This is a genomic window from Alteromonas sp. HB246098, from assembly GCF_054890645.1.
In genome coordinates this window covers 35,256-51,022 of the sequence record NZ_JBTZUG010000009.1, presented here as the reverse complement: position 1 = coordinate 51,022, position 15,767 = coordinate 35,256, and the positions used below count along the sequence as shown (strand labels likewise).

The following is a 15,767-nucleotide window of genomic DNA, read 5'->3' as shown; positions in this document are numbered from 1 at the left end:
GAACTAAGCCCTTCTCAGATAGCCATATCGCTGTATTGTGCGAGCCAATATAAGCACTTTCTACGTGTGCCTGCTTGTGTTAACGCAGTCTTAAACCAATAAAGAACAACTTCAAAGGACATTCAATTTATGCAATTGACCTCTCACTCTTTGCTAAGGGGAACCTGGTTCCGTGCAGCGGCAATGGGGCTTGTAGCGCTACTAGGGCTTACCGCATGTGGTGGCTCAGATAGCAGTAGCTCAGATTACTCTTATGCTTACATACAGTTTTATAACGCATCACCTAATGGCGCGAATGTTGAAATGCGAGAGGTTGATGGAGATAGCTTTGGTTCAGCTCAATTTGGTGACGCTACCTCAATGTACTCGATGGATGATGGCGAATACGAAATTGAGTTCATTCGTACTGACTCAGATGACCAAGAAGTTTACATTGACGAAATTACCGTAGATTTAAAAAATGGCTATAAAACCATCGTTGTGATGAGCGGTGATTTTAGCAACCCGACTTTCACTACCTATTCGTATGAGCGCGAAACACTAGAAGACCATTTCCGTTTGTTTGCGCTCTCTGTGGCCGTAGATGACTCATCATATGATTTCTACATGAGTGAATCGGGCGATCCGTTTGAAGCGGCTAATTTTCTTGGCACAGTGACCACTGGTGACATGATAGAGTTCGACTATTGGGATGCTGACGACGACAGCGAATACTTCGATGAAGATGAGTATACAATTTACCTTACTGAACCAGGTAGTGATGAGGTTGTATTTGAATCACAAACAATCGATTTTGTATACGAAACTGAGTATTTAATGACCCTTCGTGATGTAAGCGGCGCTATTCAAGAAGGGCTTGTGGTAGACACGGTATTAAATTCTTCAACAGTAACAGCCTTGACCGATGTTGAAGCTGATTCGCAGTATCGTATATACAACTCGACTAATTTAGATGCTGAGCTAAACGTTACCTTTGGCGGCAATACAGACGAAGAAGATGTGAGCTTTACGCTAGCCGCGGGTGAAATGTCTGAATTTAGTGCTATCCGCTATGGCGATTATCGCGTAACCGTTACTGACCCGTCAGGTACAGTTACATCGCTTAGCAATAAGCTAATCACCCTTAACCAAGGTGAGAGTAAAGCTATTCTTATCTACAACACTAACAACCAGTTAGGTGCAGCTACCTTTGTTGAAAGTGGTTTGCCGCAGGCATATGACAAGACCGTTAACTTCATCAACTTGGTTAGCGACTTCGATGATGTGGACTTTTACTTAGTAAGAAACGACGAAACCATTGATACCGCAGAATATGATATACAGAACCTGGAGTTTGCAGAAAGCACCAGCGAAGTGCTGCCGTCAGATTACTACGAAGTAATTGCGGTGTACGAAGATGAGAACGAAGAGCAAGTGCTTCTAGATAGAACCTCTCTATATGGTTTTACTGAAGAGGAAAACTACATCGTGACGGTAGAGCCAGCAGACACAGCGACAGGATATGAAATTAACGTGCTTTATTAATTAGTTAGTCTATTTATTATACTAATTGATAATAGGGAAAACTTTCATCTCGCGAAATATCCCATAAATTTAAAAGGTCAATGTTAATACATTGGCCTTTTTTATTTGCAGTCTGGGAGGGCTAAAATCCTCATGAGTATTATCCGAGACCTACAAGAAATATCTAATGATAAGGCTTTGTCGTTAGATAAAAAGTTAGAGAGTTTGCTGTGTATCGGTACAGAAGCGCTTCGTTTAGAAACAGGGATCGTTAGTAATATTCAGGGAGAGCGGTATAGTGTACTAAGTGTTGTCACGCCCAACGGTGACATACCAAAAGGCGCTGAATTTTCCCTTTGCGATACGTATTGTGCTGATGCAGCTAGGGCCGACTCTGTCATTGCTTACCATAATATCGATGTGCAACCTGGTGCTTCGCACCCGTGTTTCGATAAATACACACTAAAAAGCTACCTCGCTTCTCCTATCCGCGTATTCGGTGAGTTCTACGGTACGGTAAACTTTTCTTCACTGTCTTCAAGAGATGAACCGTTTAATGAACTAGAAACCGATTACTTACTACTGCTTGCCACCTGGATTGGCAATGAACTCGAACGACAGCAGTCTATGAGTAATCTAAATGCCCAAAAGGTCGTGTTTGAAGAGCGAAACTCTTTGTTAAAACAAGTCACAAATTTGGCTGGAGTCGGAACATGGGAATTGGATATAGAAAGCGGTTCAGTAATCTGGTCGGGCGCGCTAAAGCGCATGTTCCATGTTCACAGCGATCGCTCCATGCAGGCCGAAGATATACTAAAATTCATTCCCGATGACGTCCATCGTAAGAGGTACGCAGAACAGTTTGAGCAAATGAAGCAAACAGGGGAGGATTTCCTTTACGAAGTAGAGATTCGAACCGATGCAGGTGAAACCCGCTGGATTGAAAGCAGAGCCCATCCGATAATGGATAACGGCAGGTGCGTAAAGGTAGTAGGTGCTACCGTCGACATTACGCAAATGCACATAGACAGGGCTGTACTTCAACACAAAAGCGATTTGGCGCAAAACGCTCTCAAAGCCAGGGGTGATTTTTTGGCGAATATGAGCCAAGAAATACGTACCCCAATTCATGGTGTTCAGGGGATGTTAGAAGCACTAATGGCATCGCCTTTAAATCCGAAACAAATGGAATTAGCCTCCCTAGCTGTGCAAAGCGCAGACTCCCTCTTAAATATTGTGAACGACATTTTAGATTTTTCAAAAATAGACGCAGGGGAGTTGGCCTTTGAAGACGGGCCTACCAACTTTGAAGAAACCATTGAAGAACAGATACCCATGTTCACAAGGCTTGCACAGGAGAAAGGAATAGCGTTTAGCGTAAATACAGCGGCACTTAAGGGGAAAACTTTTATTGCCGATAAGTTGCGGTTAGGGCAGGTACTCATCAATCTTGTGAACAACGCATTTAAGTTTACCAAAGAAGGTGAGGTGACGGTTGAGACGAGATGTGTGCGTTACGGTAAGGGGCGCTATCGAGTTAAATTAATAGTGACTGACACGGGAATTGGTATCAGCGCTCAGCAGCAGAAAATCATTTTTACCCCGTTTATGCAAGCGGACAGCTCAACACAACGGATGTTTGGCGGTACAGGCTTAGGCTTGTCAATTGTTAAACAAATAGTCGAGCACTATAACGGAAAAATTGAAGTGAGCAGTGAGTTAGGTATTGGCGCTCGCTTTACCGTTACGCTTACATTAGATGATGCAAATGCGGGGGCTATTGCAGATAAAACAGTAGCGCAGAACGATGCCTACATACCAAGCAAAGAGGAGCTAAGGGCGTTTAAGGCACTAGTTGTTGAAGATAATGAGATAAACCAGCTCGTCATTAAAGAACAGTTAAGAGAGATAGGTATTATCAGTGATTTAGCAGTAAACGGTGAGGAAGCTTTAGAGAATGTTAAGCGTTCAATGGCTGAAAAAGCTCCCTACGCGCTAATATTCATGGACTGCCACATGCCTATTATGGATGGGCTAGAGGCAACCAAACAAATTAGGCTATTGGACCAAGAGACTGCGCAAATACCCATAATCGCCTTAACAGCTAATGTTTCGACGGGAGAAAAAGAAAAATGCTTGAAATCTGGCATGGATGACTTCATATCTAAACCTGTTGGTGTAAGCCGTTTAAAAGAAATTGTTTTTCGGCACTTAAGTAAGCAGTTTGTAAATAAGATTTCTGCGCTAAAAGATCCTGCTTGATAACCTATGACGTGGTTATCAGCCCCGGCTTTTGGTCGGGGCTTTTTTATTGCTCACATAGTTTAAAAATAATTCAATTTACCGCTATCACTTCCCAAAGTTTTCTGTTATTATTTCGCGCCCTTTTTATGGGGGTATGTACATAAAAGCAACGATATCCAGTTGTTTTTAGCAGCACTAACGACTCGGGAGAGTCTTAATTTTAAGAGCGGAGCACTAACATGATCCAAATGCAAACTAACCTGGACGTTGCAGACAACAGCGGCGCTCGCAGGGTTCAGTGTATTAAGGTTCTTGGTGGCTCGCATCGCCGTTATGCAGGTATCGGTGACATCATCAAAGTTACTGTTAAGGAAGCAATTCCTCGCGGTAAAGTTAAAAAAGGTGACGTACTGAATGCAGTGGTGGTGCGTACTAGAAAAGGCGTTCGTCGTGCAGATGGTTCTACCATTCGTTTTGACGGTAACGCGGCTGTTATGCTTAATGCTAACAAGCAACCAATTGGTACGCGTATCTTTGGCCCGGTTACCCGTGAGTTGAGAAGTGAAAACTTCATGAAAATCATCTCATTGGCCCCAGAGGTACTATAAGGAGTCACGATAATGGCTAATAAAATTCGTCGTGATGATGAAGTAGTCGTATTAGCGGGTAAAGACAAAGGCAAACAAGGCAAAGTCCTTAAAGTGCTTATTGCTGATAACCGTGTAATTGTAGAAGGCGTTAATCTTGTCAAGAAGCACACTAAGCCAAACCCACAACTGGGTGTAGCTGGTGGCATCGTTGAGAAAGAAGCTTCTATTCACGTTTCTAATGTTGCGATTGTTAACCCGGCAACGGGCAAAGCAGATCGCGTTGGTTTCCGTTTCGAAGATGAGAAGAAAGTACGTTTCTTCAAGTCTAACGGCGAACTTGTTTAATTATATTGGAGAGTACGATGGCGAAACTGCATGATTTCTATAAAGAAACAGTAGTAGCTGAACTTGCTAAGCAGTTCGGATACAAAAGCGTCATGCAAGTCCCTCGGATTGAAAAAATCACTCTAAACATGGGTTTAGGTGAAGCAGTTGCTGACAAAAAGGTACTTGAGAACGCTCAAGCTGACATGACGGCTATCGCCGGTCAGAAGCCTGTTGTTACAGTTGCTAGAAAATCAGTAGCGGGTTTTAAAATCCGTGAAGGTTATCCGATTGGCTGTAAAGTAACCCTACGCGGCGAGCGTATGTGGGAATTCCTAGAGCGTTTGATTTCAATCGCTATTCCACGTGTTCGCGATTTCCGTGGTTTGAATCCTAAATCATTCGACGGACGTGGTAACTACAGCATGGGCGTGCGTGAGCAAATCATTTTCCCTGAAATCGATTTCGATAAAGTGGATAAGGTTCGCGGTATGGATATTACTATCACTACCAGTGCGAATACTAATGACGAAGCACGTGCTCTGCTGGACGCGTTTAACTTCCCATTCAAAAAGTAGGGGTGTAGGGTTATGGCAAAAGAATCAATGAAGGCACGCGAAGCTAAGCGTACTAAGCTAGTAGCTAAGTATGCTGAGAAGCGCGCCGCACTTAAAGCGATTATCAGCGATGTTAACGTTTCTGAAGAAGAGCGTTGGGACGCTGTTCTGAAGCTACAACAACTGCCACGTGACTCTAGTTCTTCACGTCAACGTAACCGTTGCCGTGTAACTGGTCGTCCACATGGTTACCTACGCAAATTCGGTCTTAGCCGTATTAAGCTTCGCGAAGCAGCGATGCGCGGTGAAGTCCCTGGCCTTAAGAAAGCCAGCTGGTAAGGAGTAGCTGATAATGAGCATGCAAGATCCTATCGCGGATATGTTTACCCGCATCCGTAACGGCCAGATGGCACAGAAAGTTTCTGTGACTATGCCTTCTTCAAAACTTCGCGTTGCAATCTGTGAAGTATTGAAAGCTGAAGGTTATATCACTGACTTCGCTGCTTCTGGTGACGTTAAGCCTGTTTTAGAAGTTACGCTTAAGTACTTCGAAGGCAAGCAAGTAATTGACACTATCGAACGTGTAAGCCGTCCTGGTCTGCGCATCTATAAGAAAAAAGATGAGCTTCCAAAGGTTATGGGTGGTTTAGGCGTAGCTATCGTGTCGACTTCTAAAGGTGTGATGACTGACCGTGCAGCGCGTAACGCTGGCATGGGCGGTGAGATCATCGGTTATGTAGCATAACGGAGGAGTTGAAATGTCACGTATAGCAAAAGCCCCAGTAGACGTTGTATCAGGTGTAGAAGTTTCTATCTCTGGTCAAGAAGTTACTGTTAAAGGTAGTAAAGGCACTTTGACCCGCGTTTTCAACGACGCTGTAGAAGTTGCACAGGAAGAGAACCAACTTAAAGCACTTCCACGTGAAGGTTTCGCTGACAGCTGGGCACAAGCAGGTACTGCTCGCTCTATCCTGAACGCAATGGTTCAAGGTGTTTCACAAGGTTTCGAGAAAAAACTTACTCTGTTAGGTGTTGGTTACCGTGCACAAGCACAAGGTGCCAAGCTAAACCTTACACTAGGTTTCTCTCACCCTGTAGTATACGAAATGCCTGAAGGCATTACGGTTGAAACTCCTAGCCAAACTGAAATCGTCGTTAAAGGCGCCGATAAGCAGGTGGTTGGTCAGGTTGCGGCGAACATTCGTGGTTACCGTCCACCAGAGCCTTACAAAGGTAAAGGTGTACGTTACGCTGACGAACACGTACGTCGTAAAGAAGCTAAGAAAAAGTAGGTGGGTGATACGATGGATAAGAAAACAGCTCGCATTCGTCGCGCTACTCGCGCACGAGCAAAAATTCGTGAACTGGCCGCGCATCGCTTGGTAGTTAACCGTACACCTCGCCACATCTACGCTCAGTTAATCGCTCCTTGCGGTTCTGAAGTGTTGGCAGCGGCTTCAACTGTTGAGAAAGATCTTGCGAAAGATCTTAAGTCTACAGGTAACGCTGAAGCAGCGACGGTAGTCGGTAAAGCAATCGCAGAGCGCGCGCTTGAGAAAGGCATTAAAACAGTGGCTTTCGATCGTAGTGGTTTCCAATACCACGGTCGCGTTAAAGCATTAGCTGATGCAGCTCGCGAAGCTGGTCTTCAGTTCTAGGAGTTTATAATGGCTAAACAAGACGTTCAAAATGGTGAATTTCTAGAGAAATTGATCGCTGTAAACCGCGTTTCTAAAGTGGTTAAAGGTGGTCGTATCTTTAGTTTCACTGCATTGACAGTAGTGGGTGACGGTAACGGTCGCGTTGGTTTTGGTTACGGTAAGGCACGTGAAGTTCCTGCTGCAATCCAAAAAGCAATGGAAAAGGCACGTCGCAACATGGTTGACGTAGACCTTAACGGTCACACGTTACAGCACCCGATTAAAGGTCGTCACTCTGGCTCTAAAGTTTACATGCAGCCAGCATCTGAAGGTACCGGTATTATTGCCGGTGGTGCGATGCGTGCAGTACTTGAAGTAGCTGGTGTACAAAACGTACTTTCAAAATGTTACGGCTCTACAAACCCAATCAACGTTGTACGTGCAACAATCAACGCGCTAACAGAAATGAATAGCCCGGCGAAAGTTGCTGCGAAGCGTGGATTGTCTGTAGAAGAAATTTTGGGGTAATCAGACATGGCAACGATTAAAGTAAAGCAAACTAAAAGTGCAATTGGCCGCTTGCCAAAGCACAAAGCTACGCTTAAAGGTTTAGGCCTTCGTAAAATCAACCATGTTCGTGAACTGGAAGATACCCCAGCCGTTCGTGGCATGATCAACCGTGTACATTACATGGTTGAGATAGTGGAGGAGTAAGACATGCGTTTAAATACAATTTCTCCAGCCGAAGGTTCAAAGCCTACTGGTAAGCGTTCTGGTCGTGGTATCGGCTCAGGTCTTGGTAAAACAGGTGGCGTAGGTCACAAAGGTCAAAAAAGCCGTTCAGGTGGCCGTGTTAAGCCAGGATTCGAAGGTGGTCAGATGCCTATCCAGCGTCGTCTTCCTAAGTTCGGTTTCACTTCACGCAAGAGCTTTGTTACTGATCAGGTAACTCTTGCTGAAATCGCGAAGGTTGATGGTGATACTGCGTCTCTTGAGACTTTAAAAGCAGCTGGACTTGTTAAGAAAGAAATCCAGTTCGTTAAAGTTGTAAAGAGCGGTGAAGTTTCACGCGCTGTTACAGTAAGCGGGTTAAAGGTTACTAAAGGCGCTAAAGAAGCGATTGAAGCTGCTGGCGGTAAAGTAGAGGAATAAGCTAGATGGCTAAACCAGGATTGGATTCAGGCGCTAAAAGCGGCTTGAGTGAGCTTAAGGCAAGATTGTTGTTCGTACTTGGTGCGATTGTTGTATTCAGACTAGGTTCTTATGTTCCTATCCCTGGCATCGATCCAGCGGTACTTGCTGACTTGTTCGAGCAACAAAAAGGCACCATTGTAGAAATGTTTAACATGTTCTCTGGTGGTGCGCTTGAGCGTGCATCCGTTCTGGCTTTGGGCATTATGCCATACATTACTGCATCCATTATCATGCAGTTGCTCTCGGTGGTTCACCCACCGATGGTGGAGCTTAAAAAAGAAGGCGAAGCAGGCCGTCGTAAAATTAGTCAGTACACGCGTTATTTAACGCTTGTATTGGCTATCTTCCAATCTATTGGTATTTCGACTGGTTTGCCTAACCTGATTAATGGATTGGTGATAAACCCTGGCTTCGGATTCTACTTTACGGCAGTGGTGAGTCTAGTCACAGGAACTATGTTCCTTATGTGGTTAGGTGAGCAAATTACCGAACGAGGTATTGGTAACGGTATCTCTATATTGATTTTTGCTGGTATTGTTGCCGGTCTGCCAACAGCGATAGGTCAGACTGCGGAACAAGCAAGGCAGGGCGACATTAACTTGTTGTTCCTACTGTTGATTGGCGCAATTGTTATCGCTCTTACATACCTAGTTGTATTTGTAGAGCGCGGACAGCGCAGAATTGTGGTAAACTATGCAAAACGTCAGCAAGGCCGTCAGGTTTTTGCTGCGCAAAGCACCCATTTACCGCTAAAAGTCAACATTGCTGGTGTAATTCCACCAATCTTTGCTTCTAGCATTATTCTGTTCCCGGGTACCATCGCAGGATGGTTCGGACAGAATGAATCAACAGCGTGGTTGCAAGATGTAGCGCTTATGCTATCTCCTGGTCAACCGCTGTACGTGATGTTATACGCAGCTGCGATTATCTTCTTCTGCTTCTTCTACACGGCGTTGGTATTCAACCCGCGTGATACAGCAGATAACTTGAAGAAGTCTGGCGCGTTCATCCCAGGCATCCGCCCGGGTGAGCAAACCTCACGATACATTGACAAGGTAATGACTCGCCTTACACTGGCTGGCGCACTGTACATAACCTTTATTTGTTTAGTGCCTGAATTCATGCTAATCGCTTGGAATGTTCCGTTCTACTTCGGTGGTACGTCGCTTCTAATTATTGTAGTGGTTATCATGGACTTTATGGCACAAGTACAGACACATTTGATGTCTAGTCAATATGAGTCTGTGCTGAAGAAAGCTAACCTTAAAGGCTACGGCCGATAAGTTAGCCCCTTAATATTGATAGAAAGGGGAAAGATGTAATGAAAGTTCGTGCATCAGTAAAAAAGATTTGCCGTAACTGTAAAGTTATCAAGCGCAACGGTGTTGTGCGTGTAATTTGCAGTTCTGACCCAAAGCATAAGCAGCGTCAGGGCTAATCAAAGCGGAACAGAATATTTGCAAGACTAAGTGAGCAGAACCTGAATTATACTTGTCAGGTTCTGCTAGTTTTGTTTAAAAGTATTTTGAACCTTAATTTGCAATTTAGTCGACGGGTAAGTATCCTATCGGGCTTTTTAGGTCGTCGACAAATAAACAAGAGGAGTGCTGTTAATGGCCCGTATCGCTGGCATTAACATTCCTGAGCACAAGCATGCTGTAATCGCTATCCAAGCGATCTATGGCGTTGGTCCCACACGTGCGAAAAGCATTTGTGCGGGTGCTGGTGTTGCAGAAAATACAAAAATCAAAGAGCTAGACGAAGCTACTATTGATAAGCTTCGTGACGAAGTGGCTAAATTCACCGTTGAAGGTGACCTACGCCGTGAAGTCTCTATGAGCATCAAACGTTTGATGGACCTGGGTTGCTTCCGTGGTATTCGCCACCGTCGTAGCTTGCCTCTACGTGGTCAGCGCACTAAAACTAATGCGCGTACCCGTAAAGGTCCTCGTAAGCCAATTAAGAAGTAAACGGGGAGTAAGTTATGGCTAAAGCACCAGCTCGTAGCACGCGTAAGCGCGCTAAACGTCAGGTTGCAGACGGAATGGCTCATATCCATGCGTCTTTCAACAACACAATTGTGACTATTACAGACCGTTCAGGCAATGCACTAGCATGGGCGACATCTGGTGGTTCTGGTTTCCGTGGTTCACGTAAATCTACCCCATTTGCTGCACAGGTAGCTGCTGAGCGTGCAGGTGTTGCTGCACAAGAATACGGTCTTAAGAACCTTGAAGTATTCGTTAAAGGTCCAGGTCCAGGCCGTGAGTCTGCGATCCGTGCTCTTAACGCTACAGGTTATAAGATCACAAACATTACCGATGTGACCCCTATTCCTCACAACGGTTGTCGTCCACCGAAAAAACGTCGCGTTTAATCGACGGACAGTTGGAGAAAGATCATGGCAAGATATTTGGGTCCTAAACTCAAACTTAGCCGTCGCGAAGGAACTGACCTGTTCCTAAAAAGCGGCGTTCGCGCAATCGATTCTAAATGTAAAATCGATACAGCGCCTGGTCAGCACGGTGCCCGTCGTGGCCGTCTGTCTGACTACGGTGTTCAGCTGCGTGAAAAACAAAAAGTTCGTCGTATGTACGGCGTACTGGAAAAACAATTCCGCAACTACTATAAAGAAGCTGCACGTCTAAAAGGCAACACAGGTGAAAACTTGCTACAGCTTTTAGAACAGCGTCTTGATAACGTAGTTTACCGTATGGGTTTCGCTAGCACTCGTGCTGAAGCACGTCAGCTAGTTAGCCACAAGGCGATCATGGTAAATGGTCAAGTTGTGAACATCCCATCGTTTAACGTTTCTGCCGAAGACGTGGTTTCTGTTCGTGAAAAGGCTAAAAAGCAAGCGCGTATCGTTGCTGCTTTGGAACTGGCTGACCAACGTGAGAAGCCAACCTGGATTGAAGTAGACAGCAGCAAAATGGAAGGCACTTTCAAGCGCGTTCCTGAAAGAACTGACCTGTCTGCGGAAATTAACGAACAGTTGATCGTCGAACTTTACTCTAAGTAAAGCTAACTAAAGAGGAAGCATTGTGGGTTCTGTGACTGAATTCCTAAAACCGAGATTAGTTGAGATCGAAAACGTTTCTCCTACTCGTGCCAAAGTAACTTTGGAACCACTAGAGCGCGGCTTTGGCCACACTCTAGGTAACGCCCTACGTCGTATTTTACTGTCATCTATGCCAGGATGTGCAGTTACCGAGGTAGAAATTGACGGCGTTCTTCACGAGTACAGCACCAAAGAAGGTGTTCAGGAAGACGTAATTGAGATTTTGCTAAATCTTAAAGGTTTAGCGGTTCGCCTTGAAGGTAAAACTGAGGCAACCCTAACTCTAGTGAAATCTGGCGCTGGCCCTGTTGTTGCTGGTGATATTCAGCATGATGGCGACGTAGAAATTGCAAACCCTGAGCATGTTATTTGTACTTTAACTGGCGAAGCTGAAATCAGCATGCGCATTAAAGTAGAAATGGGCCGTGGTTATGTACCAGCTTCTACCCGTCGCTCCTCTGAAGAAGATGATCGTCCAATTGGTCGTTTGTTAGTTGACGCTTCATACAGCCCAGTTGAACGTATTGCTTACAGTGTAGAGTCTGCTCGTGTTGAACAACGCACAGACCTAGACAAACTAATCATCGACATGGAGACGAACGGTACTTTAGATCCTGAAGAAGCGATCCGCCGTTCTGCTACTATCCTAGCTGAACAGCTAGATGCATTCGTAGACCTACGTGATGTATCTGAGCCAGAAGCGAAAGAAGAGAAGCCAGAATTCGATCCGATTCTGCTTCGCCCAGTAGATGACCTAGAGCTAACAGTACGTTCTGCAAACTGTTTGAAAGCAGAAGCTATCCAGTACATTGGTGACCTGGTACAGCGCACTGAGGTTGAGCTACTTAAAACGCCAAACCTTGGTAAGAAATCGCTAACTGAAATCAAAGATGTTCTAGCATCTCGTGGTCTTTCTCTAGGTATGCGCCTAGAAAACTGGCCGCCAGAGAGCATCGCTGAAAAAGATTAATCAGGTTTTTATCAAACTGATTTGTAGAGAAGGATAAAACTATGCGCCATCGTAAGAGTGGTCGTCAGTTGAATCGCAACAGCAGCCATCGTCAAGCTATGTTCAAAAACATGGCCGGTTCTTTGGTCAAGCACGAAGTGATCAAAACTACGTTACCAAAAGCGAAAGAATTACGTCGCGTAATCGAGCCTCTAATCACTATGGCTAAAGAAGACAGCGTTGCAAATCGCCGTCTAGCTTTTGCCCGCACTGGTGACAAAGAGGTTGTAGGTAAACTATTCAACGAGCTTGGTCCTCGTTACGAAGCTCGCCCAGGCGGTTACACTCGCATTCTTAAATGCGGTTTCCGTGCTGGCGACAATGCCCCAATGGCATATGTTGAGCTAGTTGACCGTCCAGTTGTAGAAGCTGAAGAAGAAGCAGTAGAAGCAACTGAAGAGTAATTAATACTCGATTAGAAAAAGGGGCCTGAGTGAAAACTCAGGCCCCTTTTTTTTGTGGCCGGAGTACGATGAGTATAAGCCGCGCCCACTCACAAATAATGAACGCAGACTTCGCGTCAAAAAACGCATAGCTTACTCAAGCGCAAATAGTCGAACAAGCGGGTATTTCTTTTCGGGACCTGACTAAGTCTAGCGATGAGCAGGTTTTTTATTGTGTATTACTCATATTTAAAAACTAATATTCTCTTCATTTCGCCGCGTACCATTGTAATTACTTGCACTAAAAGTTTACAATTGTGGTCCTTACGTCATAAATCTAAAGCGACATACATAAATGTGTGCACTTCTCCCAGCGAAGTATGATTCGGTCGCTGTCAGAAAAACTGCAAATTAAGAGTAAGTTAAATGGAAAAGCTTCTACTACCATCGGCATTAACCTTCAATGTCCCAAACATTGACGTTGTGTATGTGGAAGGTGTATCAAAAGTCGAGGATGAAACCACATGGCTAGTAATGCCTTTCGAAGGCTGTCTTTATTATTCTTTAGCAAATAATAGCTCGTTAGCAGCCATTAATGAAGTTTGGAGTCGCTACGTAGAAAGTTTGTACAACATTTATAAGGCTAACAGTCAAAAAATAAGCTTCAAGTCTCTGAATTTTGGAACAATGTTACTAGATAGAAAGAAGCTGCAACTTGCTGGTGTTAGTTACCTATTAGCAAATTCTTATTCGACGTCAGAACTAAGTAGGGCTTCAAATATATTCCAAACAATTGTGAAGCAAGATATTTTAGCGAACACCACTGATTTGTGCACTTTTGTAGAAAGTATTGATTGGCTAGAGGATGTTGAGTCAGTTAAAGCTGATAATGAGCAACAGAAGATAATACTCTTTGAAGAATTAGAAAAGCTCCAATCCAAATATGAAGATATTCATGACTCAAATTTACAGTATTCTAACGATCTTAAAGCTCTTAAGAATGCGAAGGTAGAGTTGGAAAAAAAGGTTATTTGGCTTCGTAAGAAAAAGTCAGATTCTGAAGCTTCTGCAGTGAGTATAGAAAAAAGCTTTCAGCAAGAAATTGAAGCTCAAAATTCTGTGTTACGGGAATATAAGAAGAAAGTTGAAGAGCTGGATAAATATGCTAAGTCGATTAGCATAAAGTTAGACAGAGAACGTAAAAATAATGAAAAGTTAAAGAGAGAACTAGCCTTAAAAGAACTAGCTTTAATGCACTCAAGAAGTGCGCTACGTTCATTTGAAAATAACAAGGCAGTGAAGGCAACTAAATCGCTCAAAACCATGCTTTCTAAAGTGTTAAATAACAATGAGCAGGAATTGGAAGATAACATTAACCTCTTGAAAAACTCGCCTCTCTTCAATAGAGAATGGTATCTAAAACAATATCCAGACACTCAAGGTACCCAAATAGCAGCCGAGGAACATTACGCTACTACCGGTTATCTCGAAGGCAAGCAACCAAGTGAAAATTTTGATGGCCTGTCTTATTTAAAAGCATATCCCGACGTGGCAAACCAAGGGGTCAACCCGTTAATTCACTATTTGCGTTATGGAAAGAAAGAAGGGCGAGTTTACCAAAGTAACCTGTTAGTACTAGTTAATGGCAAGAATGATGAACAATAATTTCTTAGAAGTTGAAAACATCGTTTGGCTTGGTTGTGGAGATTGTCTTTTCAATGGAACGGTAAAGCTTGGTTGCGACACGCTATACCTAATAGACGCCTCAGAATCAGCAGTATATAACAACCCTAGCGATAACATCGTAGCAACACAAATCGATAGAAAAAGAGCGCTTATTGCTCAACCAGGTGATAGACAGTTTCACGTTCTTTCTCCCGCTAATTTATCAAGTGTTGGGGAGTTAAATACTATACTGAGCGAATTTCCGGGCTGTAGACATTTAGAAACTATTGATATAACGCCCAAAAGCATATTAGAGATAATTGACGAGATTGAGCTAAAGTGCTCTACGAGCTTGAACGCTTTAATTATAGACTTTGTACAAGTAGAGCACGAGGTATTAAGAGAATTTTTATTAAGTACGCAAAGTCAGTTCTTTTCAACGATATTTCTAAGGTTAACAAGAACTAGAGATGGAAGAAGTAAGCCATATCAATACATCCACCTAATGGAATTACAAGGCTTTTGTGTTACTGAAGTTCTTAATGATGATTTTAATGCAATTTATATGTTTTCTCGAGATGAAGTGCAAGAGGCTGTTTGTAGACTAAACACTAAGCAACAAGAGCTAACTTCGACGTTCCAAGTGATCAAGGGTAAATTAGACGTACTAGACTCAGAAATAGCAAAAATTAGAAACTCTGCAAAAGAAACGGTGGAGTTAGCAAGTGACGTTAATAATCACTTTGGTGCTGTTCTGACAGCTCTTGAAAGTATCTCTACTTCCATCCCAAGTACTATCGCTGACACCTTGAAAAGCACTAATGAAAGCTTAGATAAGTTACCGAAGTTGTTTTCAGACTCATTAGTAGAAAACAGGCTTGAGTCTTCAAGTAAAATTGATTCAATAGTAAAAAGTAGAACTGCCAACGTTGTTACTCAATTAGAAGCATACGACACTATAAAAAGGTTTTTACAATACGGTGTATTACCTGTTCATTTTCATGGTTGGCCTGTGAGCCCTGACGTTGGTGTGCGTCTAATCGATATGATTACTTCCCAGAAGTTTGATTTGATAATCGAATTCGGCAGTGGAACATCTACACTAATTATGTGCAGTGCACTTGCTAAAATGAGCGCAGCTCAAACTCGTTTTATAAGCTTTGACCATTTAGAAAAGTATTACAACAGTACTTTAACCATGCTTAGGAAGCATGGTGTTGAACAGCACGTAGATTTATGTCACGCCCCGCTTACCAGCTTTGAAGCACTAGGCAACACGTATATGCATTACGATTGCGAGACCAAGCTTGATCAAGTCTACAATGAAAACATTCCTGCTAACGTACTTGTTCTTGTGGATGGTCCTCCTGGTGCGACAAACAAACATGCGCGTTATCCTGCATTCCCTAAAATTATCAATATTTTTGAACAGTCTAACCTCACTATATTTATGGACGATTATTCAAGAATTGATGAAAAAGAATGTGTAGAAATGTGGGAGAAAGAAGCTGAACTTAAAAGTAGACCTTTTGACGTAACGTCACTGTCAGCAGAAAAAGGCTTAGCGATTATAAAAGTTGGAAAAAGAGAAGTTTAA

21 protein-coding genes are annotated in these 15,767 nt (G+C 43.5%); all 21 read left to right on the top strand.

What is annotated here, in order from left to right; translation table 11 throughout:
- The first annotated feature begins 129 nt into the window (after window positions 1-129).
- The 21 genes from ACYTPF_RS16905 (at window position 130) to ACYTPF_RS16805 (ending at window position 15,767) form a co-directional block, all read left to right on the top strand.
- The gene (locus ACYTPF_RS16905; protein ID WP_179984718.1) at window positions 130-1,524 is read left to right on the top strand and encodes a DUF4397 domain-containing protein; all 1,395 of its coding nucleotides are present in this window, start codon (window positions 130-132) and stop codon (window positions 1,522-1,524) included.
- A gap of 132 nt (window positions 1,525-1,656) precedes the next feature.
- A complete protein-coding gene (locus ACYTPF_RS16900; RefSeq protein WP_461853026.1) occupies window positions 1,657-3,765 on the top strand; it encodes a GAF domain-containing hybrid sensor histidine kinase/response regulator in 2,109 nt (702 codons plus the stop codon).
- Between the two features lie 221 nt (window positions 3,766-3,986).
- Window positions 3,987-4,355 carry a 50S ribosomal protein L14 gene (rplN, locus tag ACYTPF_RS16895; protein WP_012519228.1) on the top strand — a complete coding sequence of 123 codons (369 nt, stop codon included), beginning with the start codon at window positions 3,987-3,989 and terminating at the stop codon, window positions 4,353-4,355.
- 12 nt (window positions 4,356-4,367) lie between these two features.
- Window positions 4,368-4,682 (top strand): 50S ribosomal protein L24, encoded by a 315-nt coding sequence (gene rplX, locus ACYTPF_RS16890; protein WP_014950912.1) that lies wholly within the window; start codon window positions 4,368-4,370, stop codon window positions 4,680-4,682.
- Window positions 4,683-4,699: 17 nt separating this feature from the next.
- Window positions 4,700-5,239: a 50S ribosomal protein L5 gene (gene rplE / locus ACYTPF_RS16885; RefSeq protein WP_012519226.1), complete on the top strand. Its 540-nt coding sequence runs from the start codon at window positions 4,700-4,702 to the stop codon at window positions 5,237-5,239.
- A 12-nt stretch (window positions 5,240-5,251) separates the two neighbouring features.
- Complete coding sequence (rpsN, locus tag ACYTPF_RS16880; RefSeq protein WP_012519225.1) at window positions 5,252-5,557, top strand: 30S ribosomal protein S14; 306 nt, start codon at window positions 5,252-5,254, stop codon at window positions 5,555-5,557.
- Window positions 5,558-5,570: 13 nt separating this feature from the next.
- Window positions 5,571-5,963 carry a 30S ribosomal protein S8 gene (rpsH, locus tag ACYTPF_RS16875; protein WP_012519224.1) on the top strand — a complete coding sequence of 131 codons (393 nt, stop codon included), beginning with the start codon at window positions 5,571-5,573 and terminating at the stop codon, window positions 5,961-5,963.
- A 13-nt stretch (window positions 5,964-5,976) separates the two neighbouring features.
- Window positions 5,977-6,510 carry a 50S ribosomal protein L6 gene (rplF, locus tag ACYTPF_RS16870; RefSeq protein ID WP_118491876.1) on the top strand — a complete coding sequence of 178 codons (534 nt, stop codon included), beginning with the start codon at window positions 5,977-5,979 and terminating at the stop codon, window positions 6,508-6,510.
- A gap of 12 nt (window positions 6,511-6,522) precedes the next feature.
- Window positions 6,523-6,876, top strand: a complete 354-nt coding sequence (rplR, locus tag ACYTPF_RS16865; protein ID WP_014950908.1) for a 50S ribosomal protein L18 — start codon at window positions 6,523-6,525, stop codon at window positions 6,874-6,876.
- 9 nt (window positions 6,877-6,885) lie between these two features.
- Window positions 6,886-7,386, top strand: coding sequence for a 30S ribosomal protein S5 (gene rpsE / locus ACYTPF_RS16860; protein WP_012519221.1), 501 nt, complete (start codon window positions 6,886-6,888; stop codon window positions 7,384-7,386).
- A 6-nt stretch (window positions 7,387-7,392) separates the two neighbouring features.
- A complete protein-coding gene (rpmD, locus tag ACYTPF_RS16855; RefSeq protein ID WP_012519220.1) occupies window positions 7,393-7,572 on the top strand; it encodes a 50S ribosomal protein L30 in 180 nt (59 codons plus the stop codon).
- A 3-nt stretch (window positions 7,573-7,575) separates the two neighbouring features.
- Window positions 7,576-8,010: a 50S ribosomal protein L15 gene (rplO, locus tag ACYTPF_RS16850; protein ID WP_012519219.1), complete on the top strand. Its 435-nt coding sequence runs from the start codon at window positions 7,576-7,578 to the stop codon at window positions 8,008-8,010.
- A 5-nt stretch (window positions 8,011-8,015) separates the two neighbouring features.
- A complete protein-coding gene (gene secY / locus ACYTPF_RS16845; protein WP_012519218.1) occupies window positions 8,016-9,335 on the top strand; it encodes a preprotein translocase subunit SecY in 1,320 nt (439 codons plus the stop codon).
- A 38-nt stretch (window positions 9,336-9,373) separates the two neighbouring features.
- Entirely contained in the window at window positions 9,374-9,490 is a 117-nt protein-coding gene (rpmJ, locus tag ACYTPF_RS16840; protein ID WP_012519217.1) for a 50S ribosomal protein L36, read from the top strand.
- Window positions 9,491-9,665: 175 nt separating this feature from the next.
- On the top strand, window positions 9,666-10,022 hold the full coding sequence (gene rpsM, locus ACYTPF_RS16835; protein ID WP_012519216.1) for a 30S ribosomal protein S13: 357 nt from the start codon (window positions 9,666-9,668) through the stop codon (window positions 10,020-10,022).
- A gap of 14 nt (window positions 10,023-10,036) precedes the next feature.
- Window positions 10,037-10,429 (top strand): 30S ribosomal protein S11, encoded by a 393-nt coding sequence (gene rpsK, locus ACYTPF_RS16830; RefSeq protein ID WP_012519215.1) that lies wholly within the window; start codon window positions 10,037-10,039, stop codon window positions 10,427-10,429.
- A 24-nt stretch (window positions 10,430-10,453) separates the two neighbouring features.
- Complete coding sequence (gene rpsD / locus ACYTPF_RS16825; protein ID WP_012519214.1) at window positions 10,454-11,074, top strand: 30S ribosomal protein S4; 621 nt, start codon at window positions 10,454-10,456, stop codon at window positions 11,072-11,074.
- 19 nt (window positions 11,075-11,093) lie between these two features.
- Window positions 11,094-12,083, top strand: coding sequence for a DNA-directed RNA polymerase subunit alpha (locus ACYTPF_RS16820; RefSeq protein WP_039217818.1), 990 nt, complete (start codon window positions 11,094-11,096; stop codon window positions 12,081-12,083).
- Between the two features lie 41 nt (window positions 12,084-12,124).
- Window positions 12,125-12,526: a 50S ribosomal protein L17 gene (gene rplQ / locus ACYTPF_RS16815; protein WP_012519212.1), complete on the top strand. Its 402-nt coding sequence runs from the start codon at window positions 12,125-12,127 to the stop codon at window positions 12,524-12,526.
- Between the two features lie 405 nt (window positions 12,527-12,931).
- Complete coding sequence (locus tag ACYTPF_RS16810) at window positions 12,932-14,170, top strand: hypothetical protein (RefSeq protein WP_461853025.1); 1,239 nt, start codon at window positions 12,932-12,934, stop codon at window positions 14,168-14,170.
- A complete protein-coding gene (locus tag ACYTPF_RS16805; protein ID WP_461853024.1) occupies window positions 14,157-15,767 on the top strand; it encodes a hypothetical protein in 1,611 nt (536 codons plus the stop codon). Before ACYTPF_RS16810 ends, ACYTPF_RS16805 begins: the two co-directional genes overlap by 14 nt.